Here is a 23,839-nt window from a genome sequence, read left to right as displayed (position 1 = left end):
GGGAAACCATACAAGCTTGCTTGCAAGCGAAGTGGAAGAAGTGGCCCCGATTCGCTTGCAAGCAAGCTCCCACAGCGGCTTCGTAGCCCGTTCTGTGCCAGCGATCAACATTGCTGAAGCCCGAAGCGCGACGGTTCCCTCGAAGCGGGTCTGTACAGACCCGTGCCCCCGATGGAGACCTACCCCCCCCTTAGCACGACTGTCATTTTTTACTTCCACACTGGCTCCTTGGGTTGTTAAACAAAAACATCTGGGGGGACTACCATGGGCGACGGCACGCCGGCTCGCGCGCGTCTGGTGGAATTGCTTTGGCAGTTGAAGCAGAACTACGACCGCGCCGGGGACACAGGTCTCGGTTTCATTCATTTCAACACCTTGCTGAACGACGCCCGCTACCGGGCGGAAATTATCGAACGGGCCCGCCACAGCCCTCACAATCATATCCGTCATCTGGGTGAGGAACTGGCGCGCCTTGACCACGCCGACGCGGCCAATAACGCCCGTCCTCAAGCGACCGCCACGGGTCCTTCCCGTTTCGCTTACCGGCGGCTGGCATGGCCTCTGATCATTGGCACCTTGTCGCTGTGCCTGCTGCTGTTCTGGTGGCTGGCTTTGCCCTACCTGCAAGGCGACCGGGTAGTGACCGGGGTGATCGAGCAGGACCAGACCTGGACCGCCGACCGCGATTGGGTACTGGGGGACGTGGTGTACGTACTGCCCGGCGTGCGCCTGACCATTGAGCCGGGCGCTCGCATCCTCGGCCGCGCCGATTCGGCGCTGGTCATCACTCGCGGGGCCCGTCTCCACGCCGCCGGCCGCGAGGATGCCCCCATCGTTTTCACCAGCAGCCAGCCCGAAGGGAAAAGAGCCGCCGGCGATTGGGGCGGGCTGGTCTTGCTGGGGGACGCTCCGGTCAACGAACCCGATGCCCAGATCGAAGGCATTGATGCCGGCGATCCGCTCGGCGCCTACGGCGGACAGAACCCGCAAGGCAGTTGCGGCGTACTGGAATACGCCCGGATCGAGTTCGCCGGCTTCGAGGTTTATGCCAACAATGAGCTGAACGGGCTCACCCTGGGTGGTTGCGGCAGCGGCACCATTGTCCGTCATGTGCAGGTGCACCGGTCCCTGGACGATGGCGTGGAAGTGTTTGGCGGCAACGTCGATCTGCGCCACATCGTGATTACCGGTGCCGGCGACGACGGGCTCGACTGGGATCTGGGCTGGCGCGGCAGAGTGCAGTTCCTGGTGGTACAACAACACGAGGATAGCGGCGACAACGCCTTCGAAGCGGACAACAACGGCGCCCATCACCAGGCACTGCCCCGCTCCGAGCCGATAATGTACAACGTCACGCTGGTGTCGCCGCGCAGCAGCACCCGCCATCATCGCGCCATGACCCTGCGCGAAGGTACCGGGGGCCATTTCCACAATCTGCTGATCAGCGGTTTTTCCGGCGAAGCCATCGATCTGCGCGATGGCGCCACGGTGGCGAATCTGGATACCGGCGCGCTGGATTTCCAGGGTGTGCTGATGCATGGCATCGGCCCGCGCGGCCTGAGTTATTTCGAAGCGGAGCAAGGCGACGCGGACGACGACGGCGGCTTCGACGAAGACACCTTTTTCCGAGGATTGAGCAGCGTCCGTTTCGATGAAGACCCGCGCTTCAATCAGGATGCGATCAACCCTTATCATCCCAATGTCACGCCGGCCCTGCGGTCACCGGCAACGCGCGGCGCGGTGCCAGTACCTCAAGGCGAATTCTGGGACGAAGCGGCCAACTACCTTGGCGCGGTGCGGCCCGGGGCCAGTGCCACCTGGCTGGATCGCTGGACCGCTTTTCCAGCCCGTTAGCGAAGACCGGCCGGGCTGTCCCACCGTTGTGGGACAGCCCGCTTATACGCCCACACCCGGATTTATCCGAATCAGCGCACCACCACGAAGAACACGCCGCCGTCACGATTAACGCGCAACAACAGGGCGGCATCGGCGTCGGGCACCGCCGACTCCAGTTCCTTCATATTCGCCACATTCTGGCGGTTGGCATTGATAATCACATCACCGCCACGCAGACCGGCGCGCCAGGCCGGGGAATTACGTGCCACCGCTTCCACCAGCACACCACTGTCGGCGTGCCGCAGCTCGCCTTTACGCAGATCGCGCAGGCTGGCGCCTTGCAGGAACTTGGATATGGCATCGCCGCCGGACTGACGCTGATCGGACTCGGTAATGACCGCCACGACTTCGCGCTTACGGCCATCGCGAATAATGTTCAGCCGCACTTTCTCGCCCACCGGCGACAGCCCGACCTTGTTACGCAAATCCGCCGCCCGGGTCACCGCCTGGCCGTCCACTTCCACCACTACATCACCAGCCTTGAGACCGGCCTTATCGGCGGCACTGTCCTCCACCACATTGGTGACCACCACACCGCGCTGCCGTTGTTCCACCTGGAAGGCGTCCGCCAGCTCCGGTGTCAGATCCTGGATCGTCACACCCAGCACACCGCGGCGTACCTCGCCATGCTCGATCAACTGCTCCATCACATTCACCGCCATTTCCGTGGGAATGGCGAAACCGATACCGACGTTCCCTCCGGAAGGCGCCAGTATCGCCGTATTGATACCGACCAGTTCACCACGCAGGTTGACCAGCGCACCGCCGGAGTTGCCGGGGTTGATGGAGGCGTCGGTTTGAATGAAGTTCTCGTAACCTTCAATGCCCAGGCCGGTCCGGCCCAGCGCGGAGACGATGCCGGAGGTCACGGTTTGGCCGAGACCAAAAGGGTTGCCAATAGCCAGAACATAATCCCCCACCCGTAAACCGGTGGAATCGCCGATCCGGATCTGGGTCAGATGGTCGGTCTTGTCCAGCTTCAGCACCGCCAGATCCACTTCCTCGTCCAGCCCCACCAGTTCCGCGCTCAGTTCGCGGCCATCGGTGAGAGTCACTTCGATCTTATCCGCGTTCTTGGCCACATGGGCGTTGGTCAGCACGTAGCCTTGCCTGGCGTCGACGATAACGCCGGAGCCGGCGCTGATGGCACGCCGGGTGGAAGGCTGCTGTTGCTCGGGAATATTAAAAAAACGGCGAAAGAACGGATCTTCCAACAGCGGGTTGCGGGCGGTGCGCACCCGCGTCTCGATGGCGATGTTCACTACCGCCGGCGCGGTTTTTTCCAACATCGGAGCCAGGGTCGGCAACGACTCCCCTTGCGCCACGGGCAACGCCGCCCGCGCCGGCACGGCGGCGGCCAACAACAGAGCAACGCAAAGCGCGCAAATAAAGGAATAATAGGATTTCAATGGTGCGTACAAGGCCACATCCTCCTGTACCTGGGCACTAACTTAATCGGGCTTGAATTGGCGATCAACATGACGGCCAAATTAGCGAATCGTGAAGCTTCGACCCTGACCCGGCCTTCAGGGTTCCAACAAATGGGGTTCCGATAAAAACAGCCGGACCTGATTAAACTCATTGGCTTCCCCCAGATCCGGCCAGGTGGTGGCGTGCCAGTGTCCCAGCAGGCGATACCCCGGCGGATTCAATTCGGCGATACGGGAATCCGCCAGCAACACCGGCGCGCCGGCCTGGTGAAAGCGGGCCAGCAGTGGCAGGTTATCCCGGTCATAGAGAATATCGGCGGCGGTGATGCGATCGGCCAGAGCCAGACAGGCCTCCAGATCGTCGCTCAATTCCACACTGACCCCGTTTAGGGCGGCGTTGGCTTCGCAGGCGGCCAGCGCGTCCGGGTCCAGATCGCAGGCGATCACACGGCGGGCGCCGGCCCTGGCGGCGGCCACCGCCACCACTCCGGAGCCGGGCCCCACGTCCACCACACAGCGGTCCTCCACCCACTCCGGGTGGGTCAGAAGATGGCGTGCCAACACCTGCCCCGAGGCCCAACATAACGACCAGTATGGCGGCGCTTCCATCAAGGCATTGGCCACCTCCTGATCCAGACGCCGGTCCGCCAGCAGCCGGTCCAACAGCCATAAGGACAGCTCCGGCACCAACGGCAGCGGCGTGGCACACAGTTGGATTTCCGGCAGCAAGGCATTGAGACGGGCCTGCAGCGCCAGTGGCGCCGGTGCACTCACGACGCCGCTTCCTGCCGCGCCTTGGCGGCGGCCAATTCCGCGTTGAAACGCGTGGCATGGCGGACTTCGCCGTTGTCGTTCAATTCCGGATAAGGCAGCCCATAGCGATCACAATAGCCCGCCAGTTTCGGATGCGCCCAGCGGAACAACGTATGCCGGTAGGTTTCCGGATCCAGCCGGGGGCGATCATAGAACCCGGCCGCGCGCCGCTGTTCGCAAGCTTCGGACAGAATGATCGCCGCCGCCACGCTGACATTGAACGACGCCACCATGCCCATCATCGGCACGATCACATGACCGTCCACGGCGGCGCCGGCGGCTTCGCTGACACCGAAGCGCTCGGTGCCCAGCAGTAACGCCGTGGGCTTGGTGAAATCCACTTCGCGGTATGGCAGCGCGGTGTCGGAAAAGTGGGCGGCCAGCACCTGCATGCCCTGGGCACGCACCTGTTCGATGGCGGCCACCCCGTCGTTATGCTTGTGCAGATTGATCCAGCGCTGCGAGCCCATGGCGGTGCCCGCCGCTACTTTGGCGCGATTTTCCGGCAGCACGGCGTGCACGTCGAGAATGCCGACGGCGTCGCAGGTGCGCACCACAGCGGCGATATTATGGGGTTTGTGCACCCCTTCCATGATCACGGTGAGATCCGGCTGACGGCGATCCAATGTGTCCAGCAACCGGCGATAGCGTTCCGGGGTCATGGGGACTCCTGTTGTTGGCGAAGCGGGGTAGTTGGGGCTGGATTGTAGCATGGGGTTCGCCTGTGCCCGTTCCGTCGGGCACAATGCGCTCAGATAACGAAGGAAGACCCGATGAGCGAACGTTCCCTGCCCCTGGCCGGTATCCGCGTGGTGGAACTGGGCCAATTGCTGGCCGGTCCTTTTGCCGGCACGCTGCTCGCCTATTTTGGTGCTGATGTGATCAAGGTGGAGCCCCCCGGCGGCGACCCGATCCGCCGTTGGCGCTCCCTGGATGATACCGACACCTCATTCTGGTGGCGCAGCCTGGGCCGCAACAAGCGCTCGGTCACTCTGGATCTGAAGACCGACCGCGGCCGCCAACTGGCCGGGCAGTTGATCGACCGCGCCGATGTGCTGATCGAGAATTTCCGCCCCGGCACCCTGGAATCCTGGGGGCTGGGCCCGGAGCGCTTCGAGCAAAGCAATCCCGGCCTGGTGTACGCGCGAATTTCCGGCTATGGCCAGGACGGGCCCTACGCCGACAAGCCCGGCTACGCCTCGGTGTGCGAAGGGGTCGGCGGGCTGCGCTACGTCAACGGCTTTCCCGGCGAGCGCCCGGTGCGACCCAACCTGTCCCTGGGCGACACCATCGCCGGCCTGCACGCGGCCCTTGGCATCGCCCTGGCTTTGCTGGAACGGCACGGCAGCCAACAGGGCCAGGTGGTGGATGTGGCCCTGTACGAGTCGGTGTTCAATCTGCTGGAAGCGGTGATCCCTGAATTTGACGGCGCCGGTCTGGTTCGCGAACCGTCCGGCTCCACCGTCACCGGCATTGTCCCCACCAATACCTACCGCTGTGGCGATGGCAAATACGTCATCATCGGCGGCAATGGCGATTCCATCTTCAAGCGGCTGATGCAGGCCATGGACCGCGAAGACCTGGCCGATGATCCGCGTCTGGCTCACAACCCGGGGCGGGTAGAGCACGAAGCAGAACTGGATGCCATTATTGGCGATTGGTGTGCCGGCCAGGACAGTCCCCGGGTACTGGCGCGACTGGAAGAAGCCCGGGTGCCTTGTGGTCCGATTTACAGCGCCGCCGACATGATGGCCGACCCGCACTTCCAGGCACGCGGCTTGTTCCAACAGGTGGAAATCAACGGTAAACCGTTGCGTATCCCCGCCATCACGCCACGCCTTGCCGGCACCCCCGGCGGCACCCGTTGGCCCGGCGGCGAGGCCGGCACTCACACTGAAGCGGTATTGCGCGAGGATCTGGGGCTATCCGAAGCGGAGTTCCAGGCGCTGCGGGACGAGGGCGTGCTGGGGTAGAATTCAGAGATTGCTACGAAGCCGCTGTGGGAGCTTGCCTGCAAGCGAATCTTTTGGTTCAGGAGTCCAATTCGCTTGCAAGCAAGCTCCCACAAACAGGGCAAGCTTCCCACAGCGGCTTCGTAGTAAAGCGGAAGCGTCTCAACGACGTTGTGACAGTTGCTCGTAGAGGTTGTCGATGATGCGCGCGGCCAGTTGCCTCGCGCGGTCGGTATAGGGCCCTTCGAAGTTCTGGTCCAGATTGGCCATGAACAACGCCAGCCAGCGCTCATGATGAGCGCCGGTGAGCGGCATCTTGTCGTCCACCGCCCGGTGTTTGGCCATCATATGCCGGTTGTAACGGTCGTCGCCAAGCAACAGCTTCTTCCAGAAAGCAGCGATCAGCGGCAGGTGCTCATCGAGGTCGATGCGCGCCACCTCGAGAAACACCGGCGCCAACAGCGGATCCTCGAGAATCCGCCGATAGAACAACGAGACCATGCGATCGATCTGTTCCGGGCTGTCCAGATCCGGCTGCCCTGACGCGGAGCGCTGCTCGACAACACCGGGCTGAAAAAGCCGTACCCGTTGCCGTTCACTCACCAGCGAATACGCCCGGTCAGGATATCCTTGAACATGACGAAATCACCGGCCAGGCTGTACCACGGATGCTTGAAGGTGGCGGGCCGATTCTTCTCGAAGAAGAAATGCCCCACCCAGGCGAAACCGTAACCAACCACCGGCAACAGCAACAGCCCCCACCAGTTACCGGAAATCAGAACACCGAACAACACCGCGAACAGACACAGCGTACCGATGAAATGCAGACGCCGGCAGGTCGGGTTGGTGTGCTCCTGCAAATAGTAGGGGTAGAACTCCGCGAAGCTCTGGAAATCAGATTGCTTTACCGTCGTCATAACGTCCACCTGTTCCGTTGCGCCCGACACCGTTGGTGGCCCTGGGGTCATCGGCCCAGGGCAGCGGCGCCAAGCCATCTGGTACCGCCATTGTCCACCATACCCGGGCATAAACAACAGCCCTGATCGGGCCATCCGCGAGATGGATCAATGACCATGACCCGCCTTTCCCTGCCCGCCGGCTTCGGCGCCAGCGCCATCACCGTTCCCCGCCATCTGACGCCAGTCACCGACCGGGGCGACGAGTGCACCGCCGCCGAGGCCGGGCTGCGGCCACAGCAGGTAGCCACCATTTGGCGCCACGCCCGCGAGCTCTACCGCACCGGCATGAACCCCGCCATCGCCCTGTGCCTGCGCCGTCGTGGACAGGTTTTTCTGGATCGCACCCTCGGCTACGCCGATGTCGACCAGCAGCGCCTGCTCACCACCGGCACTCCGATTTGCCTGTTTTCCGCCTCCAAGGCGGTCACCGCCATGCTGGTGCATCATCTGGCGGAACAGGGTGAACTGGATCTGGACCGGCCGGTGTGCCACTACATCCCCGAATACGGAGCCATGGGCAAGCACCGGACTACTCTGATGCACGTGCTGACCCATCGTGCCGGGGTACCCCGTATCCACGAGCCGGTGGCGGCGGAGGATCTGTTCGACTATGACCGCATCATGGCTTTGCTGTGCCGGGCCAAACCGGAAAACCCCGGGCGTCAGCAGGCTTATCACGCGATCACCGCCGGCTTCGTGCTTGGCGAGGTCATCCGGCGTGTCACCGGGGAGAGCATCGATGCCCTGCTGGACCGGGTGATCCGGCGGCCGATGGGGATGCGTTATTTCACCTATGGCTTGCGGGAGCCGGCGGTGGCACCGGCGGAAAACGCCGTCACCGGCCTGCAATTGCCACCGGTAAACGCCTTTCTCACTCACGCCGTGGGGGCTCCGCTGGAGGAAGTGGTGGGCCTCTCCAACGATCCCCGTTTTCTCGACGCCACCATCCCCGCCGGCAACCTGTACGCCACCGCCGAGGAGGCCAGCCGCTTCTTCCAGATGCTGTTGAATGATGGCCGCTATCAGGGCCAGCAATTATTCCATCCGGAAACCGTGCGCTTCGCCACGGGCCGGGCCGCCACCAAGGGAGGCCGCCTGGATCGTACCCTGATGGTGCCGCTGGCGTTCTCGCCGGGCTTCATGCTCGGCGCCCGTGCCCTGAGCCTGTACGGGCCGGGCACCAGCAACGCCTTCGGCCATTTGGGTTTCATCAGCATTTACTGCTGGGCGGATCGGGACCGGGATCTCGCCGGCGCCCTGCTGACCACCGGCAAGGCGGCGCTGGGCCGGCATTTTTCGGCGCTGCTGAAGTTGCAGATGGCGATCAACCGGCATACGGCCTGACTGTCATCGGGATCCGCCATAGACCGGACTACGAAGCCGCTGTAGGAGCTTGCCCTGCAAGCGAATGGACTCCCGGATCAAGAAAATTCGCTTGCAGGCAAGCTCCTACAGCGGCTTCGTAGCAACCACCTATTTCGTCTCTTCAGCGGCCCCCATACAGGCAAGGGCCGCATTGCTTGCTTAGAAGTAAAAATCAAACGCCACATAGGCGGCGTTGAAATTGCCTTCGTAGACGTCACCGTTGGCGTCGATGTCACCATCGGACCACAGGTATTCCAGATAGAGCCAGCCGGGGCCGTACTTGTAGCGAATACCCGGAGCGTAAAACTGCACATTGCCGGCATCATTGTTACGGGTGTCGGTGCTGGCCACGCCGCCGTCCAGGTAGTACGCCCAGTTGCGGTTCTGATACATCACCTCGGCCACGTGCCGCTGGGTTTTCACTTCCTCGTCCGCGGGCGCGGCGTCGGAAGCCAGGAAGGCATCGAGACCGCCAAAGTCACGGCGGGCGTCGACAAAGCGGTATTTGAAGCTCCAGGGCCCGCTCTGATACAGGTAGTGCAGATCATAGGCCACGTGCTCGCCATCGGCCTTGCGGCCGGAGGCAGTGTCCGCGGTGAGATCCTGCATCCGCCCGTACTGTACCGACGCCCCCACGGTATGGCCCTGCAGGAAGTGCCAGTCCAGGTTCAGAACACCGGTTTTCAGTTTGCGGTAACTGTCGCTGGTGCCCCAATGCCCGTTGTCATCCAGGGTGTCGGTGCTGTCCTCGCCCCAGTCGTCCTGATGGTAATAGGCCGCGTCATAGTGGAAATCACCGGCATCGCCGCTGAGTTTGAAACCAACGTCCATCTGATCGCCGTAACCACCCTGAAGGCCGTCGCCAGGCCAGAAGTTCACCGTTTTCCAGCCGAACGGCACCTGGCTCTTGCCCACTTTAAGCAAGGTGTGGTCGTTGAACTGGTAACCGATCCAGGCCTTGTGCATGGCGAAGGTATCGCCGCTGCTGTTGTTGTTGACGTCGGTGAAGGAACCTCTGCCGATACGGGCTTCGGCGCTGAAACGCCAGGGGCCGTAACCACCGTCGTCATCAGCGTAGAGGATGAACGCCGGGTCGGCGAAATTGCCGCCGGTTTCCCGATCCAGGTCCGCGTCGAAGGCGGAATTGGGGCCGCCAAAATCGGATTTTTGCACGTACTGGTACACCCACCAGACGCCGGCGCTGAGTTCAGCACCCGCATGAGCATTTTGTACCAGAAACAAAGAAGATACGGCGCCCAGCGCCAGGGCCGGTAAAGCCCGCTTATTGTCTGCCATCGGCTTCTCCCCAGTCGAGTCAGAACTTTTGCTTGAAGTAAGGTTTCGTTCCTTGCTGCCTGCTTTTTCGGATTATGGCGTGCCCGTCGCCTCGCTCGGCGTCAACACTGAAACGGCGAACAGGGCGCGCTCACCCTAAGGGTGTATCACAACCAAACGGGCGGGGTCACGTCAGGAGCGTTTTACCGGGCCGCGAAACAGCCCGGTAAAAACAAGGAAAATCGGCCACGAACAGTGTCGTCGCCGATTTAATTGAAGGTTACAGATTGTCCAGAATGGCTTTCTTCACCGCGTCCAGCTCGGCGTCGATGGTGACCATGCGGGCGCCGGAAGACAGTTCCTGCTGACATTGCGCGATGGCGGTGTCCGGATCCTTGAGCCCGTTACCGGTCAGGGTGCAAACAATGGTGCTGCCTTCGGCGATCTTGCCGGCCTTGATGTCACGCATGGCGCCACCAATGGAAGCGGCGGAAGCCGGTTCGCAGAACACCCCTTCTTTTTGCGCCAGCAGTTTTTGCGCGGCCAGGATTTCCTCATCGGTCAGTTCGTCGAACCAGCCTTCGGAATCCTTCTGCGCGGTCCAGGCTTTGTCCCAGGACTGCGGGTTACCGATACGAATGGCGGTGGCCACGGTTTCCGGATCTTCCACCGCAGCGCCCCGCAGGAACGGCGCCGCGCCCGTGGCCTGGTAGCCCACCATGCGCGGTACGCCGCCGGCGATACCGGCTTTGTGGTATTCGCTGTAGCCCATCCAGTAGGCGGAAATATTACCGGCGTTGCCCACAGGCAGGCAGTGGTAATCCGGGGCGCGGCCCAGTTCCTCGACGATTTCGAATGCCGCGGTTTTCTGCCCCTGCAGACGGAACGGGTTCACCGAGTTGACGATGGTGACCGGCGCTTTCTCGGCCACCTGTTTGACCAGTTCCATGCCCTGGTCGAAGTTGCCGCGGATCTGCATGATCATGGCACCGTACATCATCGCCTGGGCCAGCTTGCCCATGGCGATCTTGCCTTCCGGAATCAGCACGAACGCGGAGATGCCGGCCCGGGCCGCGTAGGCCGCCGCCGCCGCAGAGGTATTGCCGGTGGAGGCACAGATGATGGCATTGCTGCCCTCTTCCACCGCCTTGGTCACCGCCATGGTCATGCCGCGATCCTTGAAGGATCCGGTGGGGTTCAGGCCCTCGTACTTGACGTAGATATCCACGTCCTTGCCGAGCAGGCGCGGAATATTCTTGAGCCGGATCAGCGGGGTGTTGCCTTCGCCCAGGCTGATGATCGGCGTGTCGTCGTTCACCGGCAGGTGGTCGCGGTAACGGTTGATCAGGCCTGTGTAGCGGTCACGGAATGGCATGGCATTGTCTCTGCTTCTGGTGTGGAGGCCGGGATACGGGCCCCACGGGTATTAATCGTATCGTCTTTTCAAGCGTCCAGCGTTTCCACGCGAATACGCATTATATCGTTATCCACGGTGTCCAGGGCAGCGATTCGCTTGAGCGCTTCGTTCATGTCGCCTTCGCGCACCCGATGGGTCAGGATGACGATGGGCACCAGCCCTTCGTCCGCTTCCTTCTGCACCATGGCTTCGATGCTGATGCGATTGTCGCTGAGAATGCGAGTCACGTCCGCCAGCACGCCGGCCTTGTCCTGGACATGCAGGCGCAGGTAGTAACCACAGGAGACATTCTCGATGGTCAACACCGGCTCGTCGGACATCTGGTCGGCATGGAAGCCCAGATAGGGCACCCGTTCGTGGTGATCCACGGTCAGTTCACGGCCCAGCTCGATGATGTCGGCCACCACCGCAGAGGCGGTGGGCTCAGAGCCGGCGCCGGCGCCGTAATACAGGGTTGGGCCGACAGCGTCGCCATCGATCATCACCGCGTTCATTACGCCGTTCACCGCCGCCAACATGATTTCCTGCGGAATCAGCGTGGGATGCACGCGCAGCTCAATACCGTTGCCGGTGTCCTTGGCGATCCCCAGGTGTTTGATGCGGTAACCGAACTGGGCGGCGCTGTTGACGTCCTCGATGGTGATACGGCTGATGCCCTCCATATAGACCTTGGAGAACTGCAGCGGGATACCGAAAGCGATGGAGGCCAGAATGGTGAGCTTGTGGGCGGCGTCCACGCCTTCCACATCGAAAGTGGGGTCCGCCTCGGCGTAGCCGAGCGCCTGGGCTTCCGCCAGCACTTCATCGAAGCTGCGCGCGCCCTGCTCCATTTCGGTGAGAATGTAGTTACCGGTGCCGTTGATGATGCCCGCCACCCAGTTGATGTGATTGGCGGCCAGACCTTCGCCCAGCGCCTTGAGGATCGGGATACCGCCGGCCACCGCGGCTTCGAAAGCCACGTCCACGCCGTGTTCCTGGGCGGCGAGAAAGATTTCGTTGCCGTGTTCGGCGATCAGCGCCTTGTTGGCGGTGACGATATGTTTGCCGTTACCGATGGCGGTGAGCACCAGCTCGCGGGCGACGTCAGTGCCGCCGATCAGTTCCACCAGGATGTCCACGTCCGGGTCGTTGGCGACGTCGAACACATCCCGGGACACCCGGATACCGGTAATATCGCAGGCGGGATTTTCACGCCGCGCGCCAATGTGAGCGATCTCAATGGGCTGACCCACGCGCCGGGCAATCTCCCCCGCATTGCGTTTGAGTACATTGACGGTGCCTGAGCCCACCGTGCCCAGGCCAGCAATCCCAACCTTAATCGACTTCACTTGGTCCTCTCCAGAATGTGTGTAATCCAGGGTGCGTGTAATCCATGGGGGCCGACGGCGTCAGCCCGCGATCAGCCCATCGGCGCGGAACATCTTCTTGATGCCCCGCAGCGCCTGCCGGGTACGTTGCTCGTTTTCAATCAGGGCGAACCGCACATGGTCATCGCCGTATTCGCCGAAGCCAACGCCTGGAGAGACCGCCACACCGGCCTCCGACAGCAGCTTTTTGGAGAACTCCAGCGATCCCAGCGCCCGGTAAGGTTCCGGAATCCGGGCCCAGACGAACATGGTGGCGCGGGGCTTTTCCACCGTCCAGCCCAGGTCGTTGAGGCCGTCGCAGAGTACGTCACGGCGTTTCAGATACAGATCGCGGATTTCGGAGACACAGCTTTGATCGCCTTCCAGAGCGGCGATAGCGGCCACCTGGATCGGCGTGAAGGTGCCGTAATCCAGATAGGACTTGATGCGCGCCAGGGCGTGAATCAGCTCTTTGTTGCCGCAGCAGAAACCGACCCGCCAACCCGGCATATTGTAGCTTTTTGACAGGGAGAAGAATTCCACCGCCACGTCGCGAGCACCTTCCACCTGCAGAATCGACGGCGCCTCGTAGCCATCGAAAACGATATCGGCATAGGCGATATCGTGCACCACCCAAATACCGTATTCGCGGGCGATCGCCACCACCTTCTCGAAGAAATCCAGATCCACGCACTGCCCGGTGGGGTTGCCGGGAAAATTCAGCACCAGCATCTTGGGCTTCGGCCAGGCTTCCTTGATTGCGCGGACCAGTTCCTCGAAGAAATCCACACCCGGCACCAGCGGCACGTGACGGATATCGGCGTTGGCGATGACAAAGCCATAGGGGTGGATCGGGTAGCTGGGATTGGGCACCATCACGGTGTCGCCGGGCCCCATGGTGGCCAGCGCCAGATGCGACAGCCCTTCCTTGGAACCGATGGTGACGATGGCCTCGGATTCCGGGTCCAGTGCCACGCTGTAGCGGCGCTGGTACCAGTCGGTGATGGCCTTGCGCAAACGGGGGATGCCACGGGACTGGGAATAGCGGTGGGTATCGCCGCGCTGCACCGTTTCCACCAGCTTTTCCACGATGTGCGGCGGGGTCGGCTGGTCCGGATTGCCCATGCCGAAATCGATGATGTCCTCACCCCGCGCTCGCGCCGCTTTCTTCAGCTCTCCAACAATATTGAAGACATAAGGCGGCAAACGGCGAATACGCTGAAAATCGGCTTCCACGGCTGAATCCTTCAAAAAAGATGGCGCGGTCCGCGGCCGTACCGGAACGGGCACGTCACGGGCCGTGGCGGGGTTACTGGAAGCCGGACACATTAACGGCGCCAAGAGGCGCCGTCAATGTGTCCCGGGGGCCGAAAGGGCCGCGAACAGGAGCTTAAAGCTGCAGTCGCTGCAGCATTTGTTCAGGGGTCAGATAACCGCCCAGCTGGGTGCCTTCGGCGGTGTAAATAGCCGGCGTGCCTCGCACTCCGAACTCCACGCCCAGGGCGTATTCGTCGTTCACCTGGCCGGCGCAGCTGCCCAGCTTGTTTTCGACGATCTTGTCTTTCAGTTTGGCGTCGGTGAGCGCACTGGCCCGGTCCTTGGCACACCAGATGTGGCGCATGTCCTCGGCCGCCTCGGAAGCCGGTCCGCCGCGCGGGAACGCCAGGTAATGCACGGTGATTCCGGCCTCGTTGTACTCCTCGATGTGCTCATGCATCTTGCGGCAGAAGCCGCAGGTGATGTCGGTAAAGGCGTAGATTTCCGCCTTCTGATCATCAGCGGCGTAGGTGATCATGCGCTTGCTGTCGACCTTGGCCAGGCCGGCCTTGCGCACCTTCTCAAGGCGCTCTTCCGCCAGATTCACTGGCTTGCCGTCGCGTAGTTCGATCAGCTCACCGGTAAAAATGAAACGACCATCACTACTGGTGTATACCCACTGGCTTCCGCCACCGCCCTTGAGTTCCACCTGGGCCATGCCCTCCACCGGCGCCGGCTCGATTTTGCTGACTGTGAACTGGGGAAAGGTGTCGGCGAAGTTCTTCCTTACCGCCTTCTCATCCACCCCCGAATCCGCCACCGCCAGGGTGGCCGCGACCAATCCCAGGGCCGCCATCATCATCCTTTTCATGACATTCTCCAATGGTACGCCGCCCCCTGCGGCGATTATCGTTATTTGAGTGGCGACAGGCGCATCAAGTTCCCGCCCGGGGATGATGTTGCTCATAAAGCGTCTGTAGCCGCTGCTGCGCCACATGGGTATAGATCTGTGTGGTGGACAAATCACTGTGCCCCAATAACAACTGCACCACCCGCAGGTCGGCCCCGTGGTTGAGCAAATGTGTCGCGAACGCATGGCGCAGTGTATGGGGTGACAACGCCTTTTGCACCCCCGCGCTGACCGCGATCTGTTTGATCCTGTACCAGAATGCCTGGCGCGTCATTGTCTCTCCGCGACGGCTGGGGAACAGCACATCCTGATCCGGGTGAATCAGCAAGGGTCTGGCTTCCCGCAGATAGCGCGCCAGCCAGTGCAGAGCCTCTTCCCCCAGGGGCACCAGCCGCTCCTTGTCCCCCTTTCCCACCACCCGCACCAGCCCCTGGCGCTGATTGACCTGCCCCAGGGTCAGGCCGACCAGTTCCGACACCCGCAGACCACAGGCGTAAAGCACTTCCAGCATGGCGCGATCGCGCAAACCGAGCGGATCATCCAGATCCGGCGCCGCCAGCAGCGCTTCCACATCGGCCTCGCTGAGGCTCTTCGGCAAGGCCCGGCCGGTCTTGGGGCGCGCCACGTTCAGGGTGGGGTCTTCGTCGATACGCCCTTCCCGCTTCATCCAGCGGAAAAAACTCTTCAAGGCGGAAAGCTGACGGGCCACCGATCGCGCGCCCAATCCCTGCTCATGGCGATGGGCGAGGAACTGCAACAGCTGATAGCGCTGGCACTGTTCCAGCGGGGTGTGCTCCTCCCTGTTCAACCAATCTCCGAATTGGCGCAGGTCCCGGCCATAGTTTTCCAGGGTGTTACGGCTCAGCCCCCGCTCCAGCCATTGATTGTCGAGCCAGGCATCCACCAGCCGTTGCTGGACTTCGGACAGGTCCGTCATAACCTATTTCCCGTTTCGTTTCCGCGATTCTGGCGCCACGCGGTTCACTCAGCAAGCCGGGGTTTTACTATTTATTACCCGGGTCGCGCATCCATACGGGGCATACTCAGGGGGCTTTGAGTTACCAGAGGTAAGGAGTGCCCTATGGAAATTCTTTCTTGGATCGTACTGGGTCTGATCGCGGGTGTGATCGCAAAATGGATCATGCCGGGCAAGGATCCGGGCGGCTTCATTATTACCATTCTGATTGGTATCGCCGGTGCTTTTGTCGGCGGCTGGCTCGGTTCTCTGTTGGGGATCGGCGCGGGAGCGGCATCAAATTCGTTATCGATCGGCAGCATCATTACCGCCATCGTCGGTGCATTAGTGCTGTTGTTCCTGTACCGGTTGCTGGCTAAACGCTAACCCTCCGATGCAAAACAAAAAGGCCGCCCATCCATTGGAGGGGCGGCCTTTTTATGTCCGGTGGGAGCATCCTTGCTCGGCCAGAGGTCGCTTCCGAATGCCCTACAGCAAAGGCTGAAGCGACAATAGCTCGCAACCGGAGCGAGTAGCGTATTACCGGATTTTTTCCTTGATACGGGCGGATTTACCGGAACGCTCACGCAGGTAGTACAGTTTGGCGCGGCGAACATCACCGCGGCGGACGACTTCGATGGAGTCGACCAGCGGGCTGTGCAGCTGGAATACCCGCTCCACACCCACGCCGTGGGAGACCTTACGGACAGTGAAATTGGAGTTCAGGCCACGGTTGCGGCGGGCAATCACCACGCCCTGGAACGCCTGCAGACGCTCACGGGTGCCTTCTTTCACTTTTACTTGAACGGTGACGGTGTCACCGGGACCGAACACCGGCACGTCGCTTTTCAGCTGTGCCTGTTCGATTTCCTGAATCAGGGGTTTCTTGCCGCTCATGGCGTGCTCCTTGGTTCATTGATCGCTGTATTGCTGCTCGTACTCCCCAATGTATTCATTGAGAAGCCGCTCTTCTTCCTCGGTCCAGCCACTGACGCGGCGGGCTTCGAGCAAGTCGGGACGCCACCGCCAGGTGCGTCCCAGTGCCTGCTTCAAACGCCAGCGGCGAATCCGCTCGTGATCGCCGCTACGCAAGACTTCAGGCACCACCCGGCCCTGATGTTCTTCAGGCCGCGTATAGTGCGGGCAGTCCAGCAGGTTTTCCAATTCGCCGGAAAACGAATCCTGGGCTGCCGAATCCTCGTGCCCCAGCACTCCCGGTAACAGGCGCGCCACGGCATCCACCAGTACCAGCGCCGGTAGTTCACCGCCGCTGAGTACGTAATCGCCGATGGAGATCTGCTCATCCACCCGCGCTTCGATAAAGCGTTCATCGACCCCTTCGTAGCGACCGGCCACCAGGATCAATGCCGGTTCGGCGGCCAGTTCCTGGGCCTTGCGCTGGGTCAGTGGCCGCCCTTGAGGTGACAGGTAGATCACCCGGGCCGGGCCCACTCGCTCCCGGGCCGCGCTCAGCGCGCGTTCCAGGGGCTCCACTTTCATCACCATGCCCGGCCCGCCGCCAAAGGGGCGATCGTCCACGGTGCGGTGGCGGTCATCGGTGAAATCCCGGGGATTGACCGCTTCCAGACTCAGCCGGCCGCTCTCGATGGCCCGCCGTGTCACGCCAAAGCCGGTCACCAGCCCGGTCATTTCCGGGAACAGCGTCATCAGCGCGATTCGCATTGAGCGCCTCCCTGTCCACGTCCGCCGTGGCTCTAGAATTCCGGGTCCCAGTCCACGCGAATCTCGCCGCGCTCCAGGGCAACGTCGACAATCACGTCGTCCGGCACCCAGGGCAGCAGCCGTTCACGGCGGTCCAGACTGTCGGCATCGCCGATCACCACCAGCACATCGTTGGCGCCGGTTTCCATCAGCCGATCCACCCGGCCCAGATCACGGCCGTCCGGCAGTACCACCCGCAGACCGATCAGGTCCCGCCAGTAGAACTCACCTTCTCCGGAACGGGGCAACAGGGACTCCGACACGGCGATTTCCCGGCCGACCAGTTCCCGTGCCGCCTGCTCGCGGTCACCGATACCGTCAAAGGCGACGACCAACCCCTTGCCTTGGGGGCGGGCGCCAGCCAGTTTCACTTCTTCCCAATCCCGGCCCTTGCTCAGATACCAGGGCTGGTACTCGAAGATGTTCTCCATGGGATCCGTGTGGGAATAGACTTTTACCCAGCCTTTGATGCCATGTACCGCCATGATGCGGCCCACGATCACCTTGTCCGATTGAGATCCCATGGGTCTGGTCTGGATCAGAGAGCCAGGATGCTCAAGCGCTCTCGCTCTTGCGCGCTTCCTTGACCAGGTTTTTGACCCGGTCGGACAGCTGGGCGCCTTTCTGAACCCACTGGTCCACGGCTTCCAGGTCCACTTTCAGACGGATTTCACCGCCACGGGCGATCGGGTTGAAGTAACCCAGACGTTCGATGAAGCGGCCGTCACGGGCGTTACGGCTGTCGGTGGCAATGATTTGGTAGAAAGGGCGTTTCTTGGAGCCACCACGGGCGAGACGAATAACCAGCATTTTTCAGTCCTGTTTCAATCCGGTGTCCCGGCCGAACGCTCATCGCCCGGCCATCGTATCCGCTTGAAGTTCCCTCCGAATGGACCGGAGGGCGCGAAGGGCGCAGATTTTACGCGGGGTTGGCGGGGAAGGCAAGAACAGAGGCTGTTTCACCCTCCCCCCCCCCTTACATAGGCGGCAAACCACCTCCGCCGCCGCCCATACCACCGGGAGGCATACCACCCGGGGGCATGCCGCCGCCGGGGCCGCCCTGCCCACCCATCATGCCTTCCAGGCCGCGCATCATGTTCTTCATGCCGCCCTTGGTGCGCATCTTCTTCATCATCTTCGCCATCATCTTCTGCTGCTTCATCAGGCGATTGAGATCCTGAATCTCCAGCCCGGCGCCGGCGGCGATGCGCTTCTTGCGAGCCCCCTTGATCAGATCCGGGTTGCGGCGCTCCTTCGGCGTCATGGAGTCGATCAGCGCCTCCATGTGCTTCATGTTCTTCAGAGCCGCCGGATCCTGGGCCGCCTGCATCATGTTGCCCATGCCGGGCAGCTTGTCCAGCAAACCGGCCATGCCGCCCATGTTGCGCATCTGCTGGAACTGGTCCTTGAGATCCTCGAAGTCCATCGCCTTGCCTTTCTTGAACTTCTTGGCGATCTTCTCGGCTTTCTTTTTGTCCAGCTTGCGCTCGGCTTCCTCCACCAGGGACAGCACGTCGCCCATGCCGAGAATCCGGCTGGCGATACGGTCCGGGTGGAACGGTTCCAGGGCATCGGTTTTCTCACCCATGCCGATAAACTTGATCGGCTTTCCGGTGAGATGACGCACGGACAGCGCCGCGCCCCCGCGGGAGTCACCGTCGGCCTTGGTCAGAATCACCCCGGTCAGCGGCAGCGCTTCGTTAAACGCCTGAGCGGTGTTGGCGGCGTCCTGACCGGTCATGGCATCCACCACGAACAGCGTTTCCGCCGGCTCGATGGCGGCGTGCAGCCGTTTGATCTCCGCCATCATGGCGTCGTCCACGTGCAAACGACCGGCGGTATCGACGATCAACACGTCCATGTAACGGCGGCGGGCCTCGTCCAGGGCGGCGTTGGCGATATCCACCGGATCCTGGTCACCGGTGGACGGGAAGAAGTGGGTCTCCACCTCCCCGGCCAGGGTTTTCAACTGCTCGATCGCCGCCGGACGGTAGACGTCGGCGGACACCACCATCACCTTCTTCTTCTCGCGCTCCTGGAGAAAGCGCGCCAGCTTGGCCACGGAGGTGGTTTTACCCGCCCCTTGCAGACCGGCCATGAGGATGATCGCCGGCGGCTTGGTGGCCAGGTTGAGGGCGTCGTTGGCGTCGCCCATGGTGTGAACCAGTTCGTCATTGACGATCTTCACGAACGCCTGGCCGGGGTTCAGGCTTTGCAGGACTTCCTGCCCCAGGGCCTTTTCTTTGACCTGTTCGACGAACTCCTTGACCACCGGCAGCGCCACATCGGCTTCCAGCAGGGCCTTGCGTACCTCGCGCAAAGTATCGCGAATATTGTCCTCGTTGAGCTGTCCCTGGCCGGCCAGGCTCTTCAGCGACTGGCCCAGGCGCTCGGTGAGATTCTCGAACATGATCATCAACCTCCTGAATCGGGTGGCCGCCTTCCGGCCCGGAAAACGGCGACAGGGCGCGATTATAGGGCAGGCACCCCGCCGCCGTCATGGCGAACGCTTCAAAAGCCGGGACAGCTGTGCCAGACTTCGGCGGCTTTTCCCGGAAAACCACCATGGAACCTATGACTCCTGCCCTGGCCTTCGGCTTACCCGCCACCGCCCTGTACGTGTTGGCGTCCATACTGGTGTACCGCCAGTTCCGGGGGCAAGCCTCGCCTTCAAAAGCGACCATTCTGATCCCCGGCGGCCTGGCGGTGATCGCCCATGCGCTGACGCTGTACGCCCAGCTGATCACGCCGCAGGGCCTGCTGCTGGGCCTGTTTCCCGTGGCCTCGGCGGTGGCGCTGGTGGGCGCCGCCCTGGTGGTACTGTCCAGCTTGCTCAGGCCGTTTCAATGGGTCAGTGCGTTGGTATTTCCGTTCGCCGCCGCCACCATTCCCGCAGCGCTGTGGCTGCATACCGGCTATGTGGCCCATCCGCTGGAACATGGCATCGGCATGCATGTGCTGCTCTCCATCGTCGCTTACGCGGTGCTGGCGCTTTCCGCCTGCCAGGCGGTGTTGCTGTGGGTCCAGCACCGCCAACTCAAGGACGGCCACATCCGCGGTGTGATGCGGCTGTTCCCGCCGATCCAGATGATGGAATCGATGCTGTTCGACGCCCTGTGGCTGGGCGAATGCCTGCTGACCCTGGCGATCCTGTTCGGCTTCCTCTACGTGGATGACCTGTTCGCCCAGCATCTGGTCCATAAAACCGTGCTGACCCTGGTGTCCTGGGTGATTTTCGCGGTGTTGCTGTTTGGCCGTCATCTGCGCGGCTGGCGTGGCCTGACGGCTGTGCGCTTCACCCTGGCCGGCTTCGCCGTGCTGCTGGTGGCGTTCTTTGGCACACAACTGGTGCTGGAAGTGATTCTGCGGCGCTGATCGCGACGGCACGGTTATCGCTTGACACCCCGGAACCCGGCACCGAACAATAGCGAGCCAAACAGCAACCAAACGACCGTCTCTTGGCCAGCATCCCGGATGGGTGGTTATTGATCACCCTGATCATTCTGATCCTCTTTTCCGCTTTCTTCTCCAGCAGTGAAACCGGCATGGTGGCGATTAACCGCTACCGGCTGCGCCACCTTTCCCGGCAAGGCCACAGCGGTGCCGGACGGGTGGAAAAACTGCTGCGGCGTACCGACCGGCTGTTGTCGGTGATCCTGATCGGCAACAACTTCGTCAATAACTTCGCCGCCACCGTAGCGGCGATCCTGGCGATCCGCTGGCTGGGCGATTCCGGCGCGGCGGTGGCGCCGGTGGTCATCACCCTGATCATGCTGGTGTTCGCCGAGATCACGCCAAAAACCTACGCGGCGATGAAACCGGAGCGGGTGGCGTTCCCCGCCAGCTTGATGCTGCAGCCACTGCAATGGCTGCTGGCTCCGCTGGTATGGCTGGTCAACGGTATCAGCGGCCTGTTCCTGCGCCTGTTCGGCGTACGCACCGACAGCGCCGAGGAAGACCACCTCAGCCCTGAGGAACTGCGCACCGTGGTCAACGAAGCCGGTGGTCTGATCCCGGAAAAACACCAGAAGATGCTGCTGAACATCCTCGATCTGGAAAGCGTCACCGTCGAGGACATCATGATTCCGCGCAACGAGATGATCGGTGTCGATCTGGACGATGACATGAACGACATCCTCAACACCCTGCGCACCAGCCAGCACACCCGGCTACCGGTCTACCGCGGCGACCCCAACGACATGCTGGGCGTTCTGCACCTGCGCAAGCTCAGCCGTCTGCTGCTCAAGGAAGAAATCAACAAAGCGGAACTGATGCAGTACACGGTGGAACCCTATTTCGTTCCCGAAGGCACCTCACTGAACCGCCAGCTTATCCAGTTCCAGAATGCCAAACGCCGTATCGGCATCGTGGTGGACGAGTACGGCGACGTGATGGGCCTGGTGACCCTGGAAGATATTCTTGAAGAGATCGTTGGCGAGTTCACTTCCGATCAGGCCGCCACCACCAATCCGGACATCCTGCCCCAGGAAGACGGCAGCTTCGTCGTTGACGGCTCCGCCAACCTGCGCGACATCAACCGGGCGCTGCACTGGGACATCCCCATCGTCGGGCCGCGCACCCTCAACGGCCTGATCCTCGAGCACCTGCAATCGATTCCCGACGCCAACATTTCATTGCGGGTGGAGGACTACCTGATCGAGATCCTGCAGGTGAAGGACAATATGGTTAAGGCGGCGAGAGTGAGAAAAAAACAGGGAACAGTGAAGAGTGAATAGTTAAAAGCGAGAATCAAAGAAAGCGTTCTTGTATTTCACTGTAGGAGCCAGCCCTACAGGCGCATCGTCAAACGCAAAAAAATCGCCAGCATGGCTAGCTCCTACAGCGGCTGAAGGTCGAGGCGTTTTCGTTTTTTCGCTGTTCATTATTAACTATTCACTGTCAACTGCCTTCCCCAGCCACGCTCTGATATCGCCAGCATGGCGCTCGACCAGGCGGCGGCCTTCGTCGATGGCTTCCTTGGCACGGTGGAAGTCCATCAGGGCAAAATCCTCCAATAGCGGGATCAAGGTGATTTCCGGCGGGTCGCCGGCCATGCGGGAGCGGGTGATGCGGTCCTGCATGATGTTGACGCTGGAGGCGATAACATCGAAGAAGCCGGGAGCCTGGCCATCACCGCTGGTGAAGTAATTCGCCATCTTCTGCCAGAGGCTGTGCTCTTCCTCGGAGACACCGTTCTCCCCCGGCGGTTTCTGCCGGGACAGGTGAGCACCCACCAACTGAGCATTGAGGTTGACGGCGATGACCACGTCGGCACCGAAGGCGCGGGCGGCGGACACCGGCACCGGATTGACCAGGCCACCGTCCAGCATCCAGCGCCCCTGGTGTTTGAGCGGCGTGAACAGCCCCGGCAACGCACAGGACGCCCTTGCCGCCTGCAGAATCGGCCCCTTGCTGATCCAGATCTCACGGCCGCTCTTCATGTCCGTGGCGACGGTGACAAAACGCTGCTCCAGATCCTCGATGTTGGGGTTGCTGTGCCGCTCCTCGAAGAAACCGAACAGTTTTTCACCCTTGACCACACCGCCGGACAGGGTGAAGTCCATCAGGCCGAACACGTCCTTGGTGGTCAACGTCTTCACCCAGTCCGCCAGGTCATTGAGGGTACCGTTGACGTAGGCGCTGCCCACCAGGGCACCGATGGAGGTGCCGGCCACCACATCCGGACGAATCCCCATCTCTTCCAGGGCCTGGATCACACCAATATGTGCCCAGCCGCGCGCCGAACCACTGCCCAGCGCCAGTCCCAGACGCGGCGCCGGCGGCGTGTCCCGCTCCCCTTCCGCGCTCATCCCGGCACCACTTCGTCCATCAGGCAGGGCGCTAGTTCTCCGTCCATGCGCCGCTGACACCGGCGCAGCACTTCCACCTGGCGGTCCGCATCGAGGCGCCCCCAATGGCTGATTTCCTGGCCGGTGCGAAAGCAGCCGACACAGACATCGTCACCGTCCAGCGCGCAGATCGACACGCACGGTGAGACCGGCTTGGGACTATTTGAAACGTTCATCTTCTTGCAGGTGCTCCGAGAAATGACGGGCATGGGCCACATAGTGCTGGCTGCCCATGGTGATCATCGCCTTGTGGCCATCGGTGATTTCCTTCACCACCTTGGCCGGCGCGCCCATCACCAGGGAGTTGTCCGGGATCTGCATGCCTTCCGGCACCAGAGCGTGGGCGCCGATAATGCAATTGCTGCCTACCTTGGCGCCGTTCAGTACCACCGCGTTCATACCGATCAGCGTGTTATCGCCGATGGTGCAGCCGTGCAGCATGACTTTGTGGCCGACCGTGACGTTCTTGCCGATTTTCATCGGCACGCCCGGGTCCACGTGCAACACCGAGTTTTCCTGCACATTACTGTTATCGCCGATCTCGATGACATCGTTGTCGGCGCGGATCACCACGCCAAACCAGACACTGGCGTTTTCACCCAGCACCACGGACCCGATCAGGGTGGCGCTGGGCGCAATCCACTGGCCCTCGCCACGGAATTCCAGCTGGCGGTCGTTAATCGTGTAGATCAT

At 61.9% G+C, this 23,839-nt stretch carries 25 protein-coding genes; 6 read left to right on the top strand and 19 right to left on the bottom strand.

Going from position 1 to position 23,839, the window contains the following annotated elements; genetic code table 11:
- The first annotated feature begins 264 nt into the window (after positions 1–264).
- Positions 265–1,854, top strand: a complete 1,590-nt coding sequence (locus tag MA04_RS11480; protein ID WP_262460544.1) for a hypothetical protein — start codon at positions 265–267, stop codon at positions 1,852–1,854.
- A gap of 71 nt (positions 1,855–1,925) precedes the next feature.
- On the opposite strand, the gene MA04_RS11475 is transcribed toward MA04_RS11480, so the two are convergent.
- From MA04_RS11475 to trmH, 3 genes are all read right to left on the bottom strand, one after another.
- On the bottom strand, positions 1,926–3,323 hold the full coding sequence (locus MA04_RS11475) for a DegQ family serine endoprotease (RefSeq protein WP_163126578.1): 1,398 nt from the start codon (positions 3,321–3,323) through the stop codon (positions 1,926–1,928).
- Positions 3,324–3,422: 99 nt separating this feature from the next.
- A complete protein-coding gene (locus tag MA04_RS11470; RefSeq protein ID WP_262460541.1) occupies positions 3,423–4,100 on the bottom strand; it encodes a 50S ribosomal protein L11 methyltransferase in 678 nt (225 codons plus the stop codon).
- Positions 4,097–4,801, bottom strand: coding sequence for a tRNA (guanosine(18)-2'-O)-methyltransferase TrmH (gene trmH, locus MA04_RS11465; protein WP_163126576.1), 705 nt, complete (start codon positions 4,799–4,801; stop codon positions 4,097–4,099). The genes MA04_RS11470 and trmH overlap by 4 nt, the downstream gene beginning before the upstream one ends.
- A 111-nt stretch (positions 4,802–4,912) precedes the next feature.
- On the opposite strand from trmH, the gene MA04_RS11460 reads away from it, so the two are divergent.
- The gene (locus tag MA04_RS11460) at positions 4,913–6,112 is read left to right on the top strand and encodes a CaiB/BaiF CoA transferase family protein (RefSeq protein ID WP_163126575.1); all 1,200 of its coding nucleotides are present in this window, start codon (positions 4,913–4,915) and stop codon (positions 6,110–6,112) included.
- Between the two features lie 141 nt (positions 6,113–6,253).
- Here the strand turns inward: MA04_RS11460 and MA04_RS11455 are convergent, their stop codons facing one another.
- A complete protein-coding gene (locus MA04_RS11455) occupies positions 6,254–6,694 on the bottom strand; it encodes a group III truncated hemoglobin (RefSeq protein ID WP_163126574.1) in 441 nt (146 codons plus the stop codon).
- A complete protein-coding gene (locus MA04_RS11450) occupies positions 6,691–7,008 on the bottom strand; it encodes a DUF962 domain-containing protein (RefSeq protein WP_022995510.1) in 318 nt (105 codons plus the stop codon). The genes MA04_RS11455 and MA04_RS11450 overlap by 4 nt, the downstream gene beginning before the upstream one ends.
- A 156-nt stretch (positions 7,009–7,164) precedes the next feature.
- Between MA04_RS11450 and MA04_RS11445 the strand changes: the two genes are divergently transcribed.
- Complete coding sequence (locus MA04_RS11445; RefSeq protein WP_240342776.1) at positions 7,165–8,394, top strand: serine hydrolase domain-containing protein; 1,230 nt, start codon at positions 7,165–7,167, stop codon at positions 8,392–8,394.
- 180 nt (positions 8,395–8,574) lie between these two features.
- On the opposite strand, the gene MA04_RS11440 is transcribed toward MA04_RS11445, so the two are convergent.
- The 6 genes from MA04_RS11440 to xerD form a co-directional block, all read right to left on the bottom strand.
- The gene (locus MA04_RS11440) at positions 8,575–9,711 is read right to left on the bottom strand and encodes an OprO/OprP family phosphate-selective porin (protein WP_262460540.1); all 1,137 of its coding nucleotides are present in this window, start codon (positions 9,709–9,711) and stop codon (positions 8,575–8,577) included.
- A gap of 259 nt (positions 9,712–9,970) precedes the next feature.
- Positions 9,971–11,065 carry a threonine synthase gene (gene thrC / locus MA04_RS11435; RefSeq protein ID WP_163126571.1) on the bottom strand — a complete coding sequence of 365 codons (1,095 nt, stop codon included), beginning with the start codon at positions 11,063–11,065 and terminating at the stop codon, positions 9,971–9,973.
- Between the two features lie 68 nt (positions 11,066–11,133).
- On the bottom strand, positions 11,134–12,435 hold the full coding sequence (locus tag MA04_RS11430; protein ID WP_163126570.1) for a homoserine dehydrogenase: 1,302 nt from the start codon (positions 12,433–12,435) through the stop codon (positions 11,134–11,136).
- 60 nt (positions 12,436–12,495) lie between these two features.
- Positions 12,496–13,689 (bottom strand): alanine transaminase, encoded by a 1,194-nt coding sequence (gene alaC, locus MA04_RS11425; RefSeq protein WP_163126569.1) that lies wholly within the window; start codon positions 13,687–13,689, stop codon positions 12,496–12,498.
- A 154-nt stretch (positions 13,690–13,843) separates the two neighbouring features.
- Positions 13,844–14,581 carry a thioredoxin fold domain-containing protein gene (locus tag MA04_RS11420; protein ID WP_262460539.1) on the bottom strand — a complete coding sequence of 246 codons (738 nt, stop codon included), beginning with the start codon at positions 14,579–14,581 and terminating at the stop codon, positions 13,844–13,846.
- A gap of 64 nt (positions 14,582–14,645) precedes the next feature.
- Positions 14,646–15,557, bottom strand: coding sequence for a site-specific tyrosine recombinase XerD (xerD, locus tag MA04_RS11415; protein ID WP_262460537.1), 912 nt, complete (start codon positions 15,555–15,557; stop codon positions 14,646–14,648).
- 144 nt (positions 15,558–15,701) lie between these two features.
- Between xerD and MA04_RS11410 the strand changes: the two genes are divergently transcribed.
- The gene (locus MA04_RS11410; RefSeq protein WP_014993779.1) at positions 15,702–15,962 is read left to right on the top strand and encodes a GlsB/YeaQ/YmgE family stress response membrane protein; all 261 of its coding nucleotides are present in this window, start codon (positions 15,702–15,704) and stop codon (positions 15,960–15,962) included.
- Between the two features lie 153 nt (positions 15,963–16,115).
- Here MA04_RS11410 and rplS read toward each other — a convergent pair whose 3' ends face one another.
- The 5 genes from rplS to ffh all read right to left on the bottom strand — a co-directional run bounded on the left by rplS (position 16,116) and on the right by ffh (position 19,707).
- The gene (gene rplS / locus MA04_RS11405; protein ID WP_022995501.1) at positions 16,116–16,472 is read right to left on the bottom strand and encodes a 50S ribosomal protein L19; all 357 of its coding nucleotides are present in this window, start codon (positions 16,470–16,472) and stop codon (positions 16,116–16,118) included.
- Positions 16,473–16,487: 15 nt separating this feature from the next.
- Positions 16,488–17,258, bottom strand: a complete 771-nt coding sequence (gene trmD / locus MA04_RS11400) for a tRNA (guanosine(37)-N1)-methyltransferase TrmD (protein ID WP_163126566.1) — start codon at positions 17,256–17,258, stop codon at positions 16,488–16,490.
- A 32-nt stretch (positions 17,259–17,290) separates the two neighbouring features.
- Positions 17,291–17,821 carry a ribosome maturation factor RimM gene (gene rimM, locus MA04_RS11395; RefSeq protein WP_262460536.1) on the bottom strand — a complete coding sequence of 177 codons (531 nt, stop codon included), beginning with the start codon at positions 17,819–17,821 and terminating at the stop codon, positions 17,291–17,293.
- Positions 17,822–17,852: 31 nt separating this feature from the next.
- A complete protein-coding gene (gene rpsP / locus MA04_RS11390; RefSeq protein ID WP_022995498.1) occupies positions 17,853–18,107 on the bottom strand; it encodes a 30S ribosomal protein S16 in 255 nt (84 codons plus the stop codon).
- A gap of 166 nt (positions 18,108–18,273) precedes the next feature.
- Entirely contained in the window at positions 18,274–19,707 is a 1,434-nt protein-coding gene (gene ffh, locus MA04_RS11385; protein ID WP_262460535.1) for a signal recognition particle protein, read from the bottom strand.
- A gap of 155 nt (positions 19,708–19,862) precedes the next feature.
- Between ffh and MA04_RS11380 the strand changes: the two genes are divergently transcribed.
- Both MA04_RS11380 and MA04_RS11375 read left to right on the top strand, forming a co-directional pair.
- Positions 19,863–20,672: a cytochrome C assembly family protein gene (locus tag MA04_RS11380; protein WP_240342775.1), complete on the top strand. Its 810-nt coding sequence runs from the start codon at positions 19,863–19,865 to the stop codon at positions 20,670–20,672.
- Between the two features lie 110 nt (positions 20,673–20,782).
- Complete coding sequence (locus tag MA04_RS11375) at positions 20,783–22,033, top strand: HlyC/CorC family transporter (RefSeq protein WP_394356148.1); 1,251 nt, start codon at positions 20,783–20,785, stop codon at positions 22,031–22,033.
- A 153-nt stretch (positions 22,034–22,186) separates the two neighbouring features.
- Here MA04_RS11375 and rssA read toward each other — a convergent pair whose 3' ends face one another.
- The 3 genes from rssA to MA04_RS11360 are packed head-to-tail and all read right to left on the bottom strand — an operon-like array spanning position 22,187 to position 23,839.
- The gene (gene rssA, locus MA04_RS11370) at positions 22,187–23,107 is read right to left on the bottom strand and encodes a patatin-like phospholipase RssA (RefSeq protein ID WP_262460530.1); all 921 of its coding nucleotides are present in this window, start codon (positions 23,105–23,107) and stop codon (positions 22,187–22,189) included.
- The gene (locus MA04_RS11365) at positions 23,104–23,322 is read right to left on the bottom strand and encodes a DUF1289 domain-containing protein (protein WP_163126561.1); all 219 of its coding nucleotides are present in this window, start codon (positions 23,320–23,322) and stop codon (positions 23,104–23,106) included. Before MA04_RS11365 ends, rssA begins: the two co-directional genes overlap by 4 nt.
- Complete coding sequence (locus MA04_RS11360) at positions 23,306–23,839, bottom strand: gamma carbonic anhydrase family protein (RefSeq protein ID WP_163126560.1); 534 nt, start codon at positions 23,837–23,839, stop codon at positions 23,306–23,308. The genes MA04_RS11365 and MA04_RS11360 overlap by 17 nt, the downstream gene beginning before the upstream one ends.

Origin of the sequence: Alloalcanivorax balearicus MACL04, assembly GCF_025532145.1 — a bacterium.
Taxonomy (GTDB): domain Bacteria; phylum Pseudomonadota; class Gammaproteobacteria; order Pseudomonadales; family Alcanivoracaceae; genus Alloalcanivorax; species Alloalcanivorax balearicus.
Note: the sequence above shows the minus strand (reverse complement) of the source record. Positions and strands in the feature narration are given on the sequence as shown.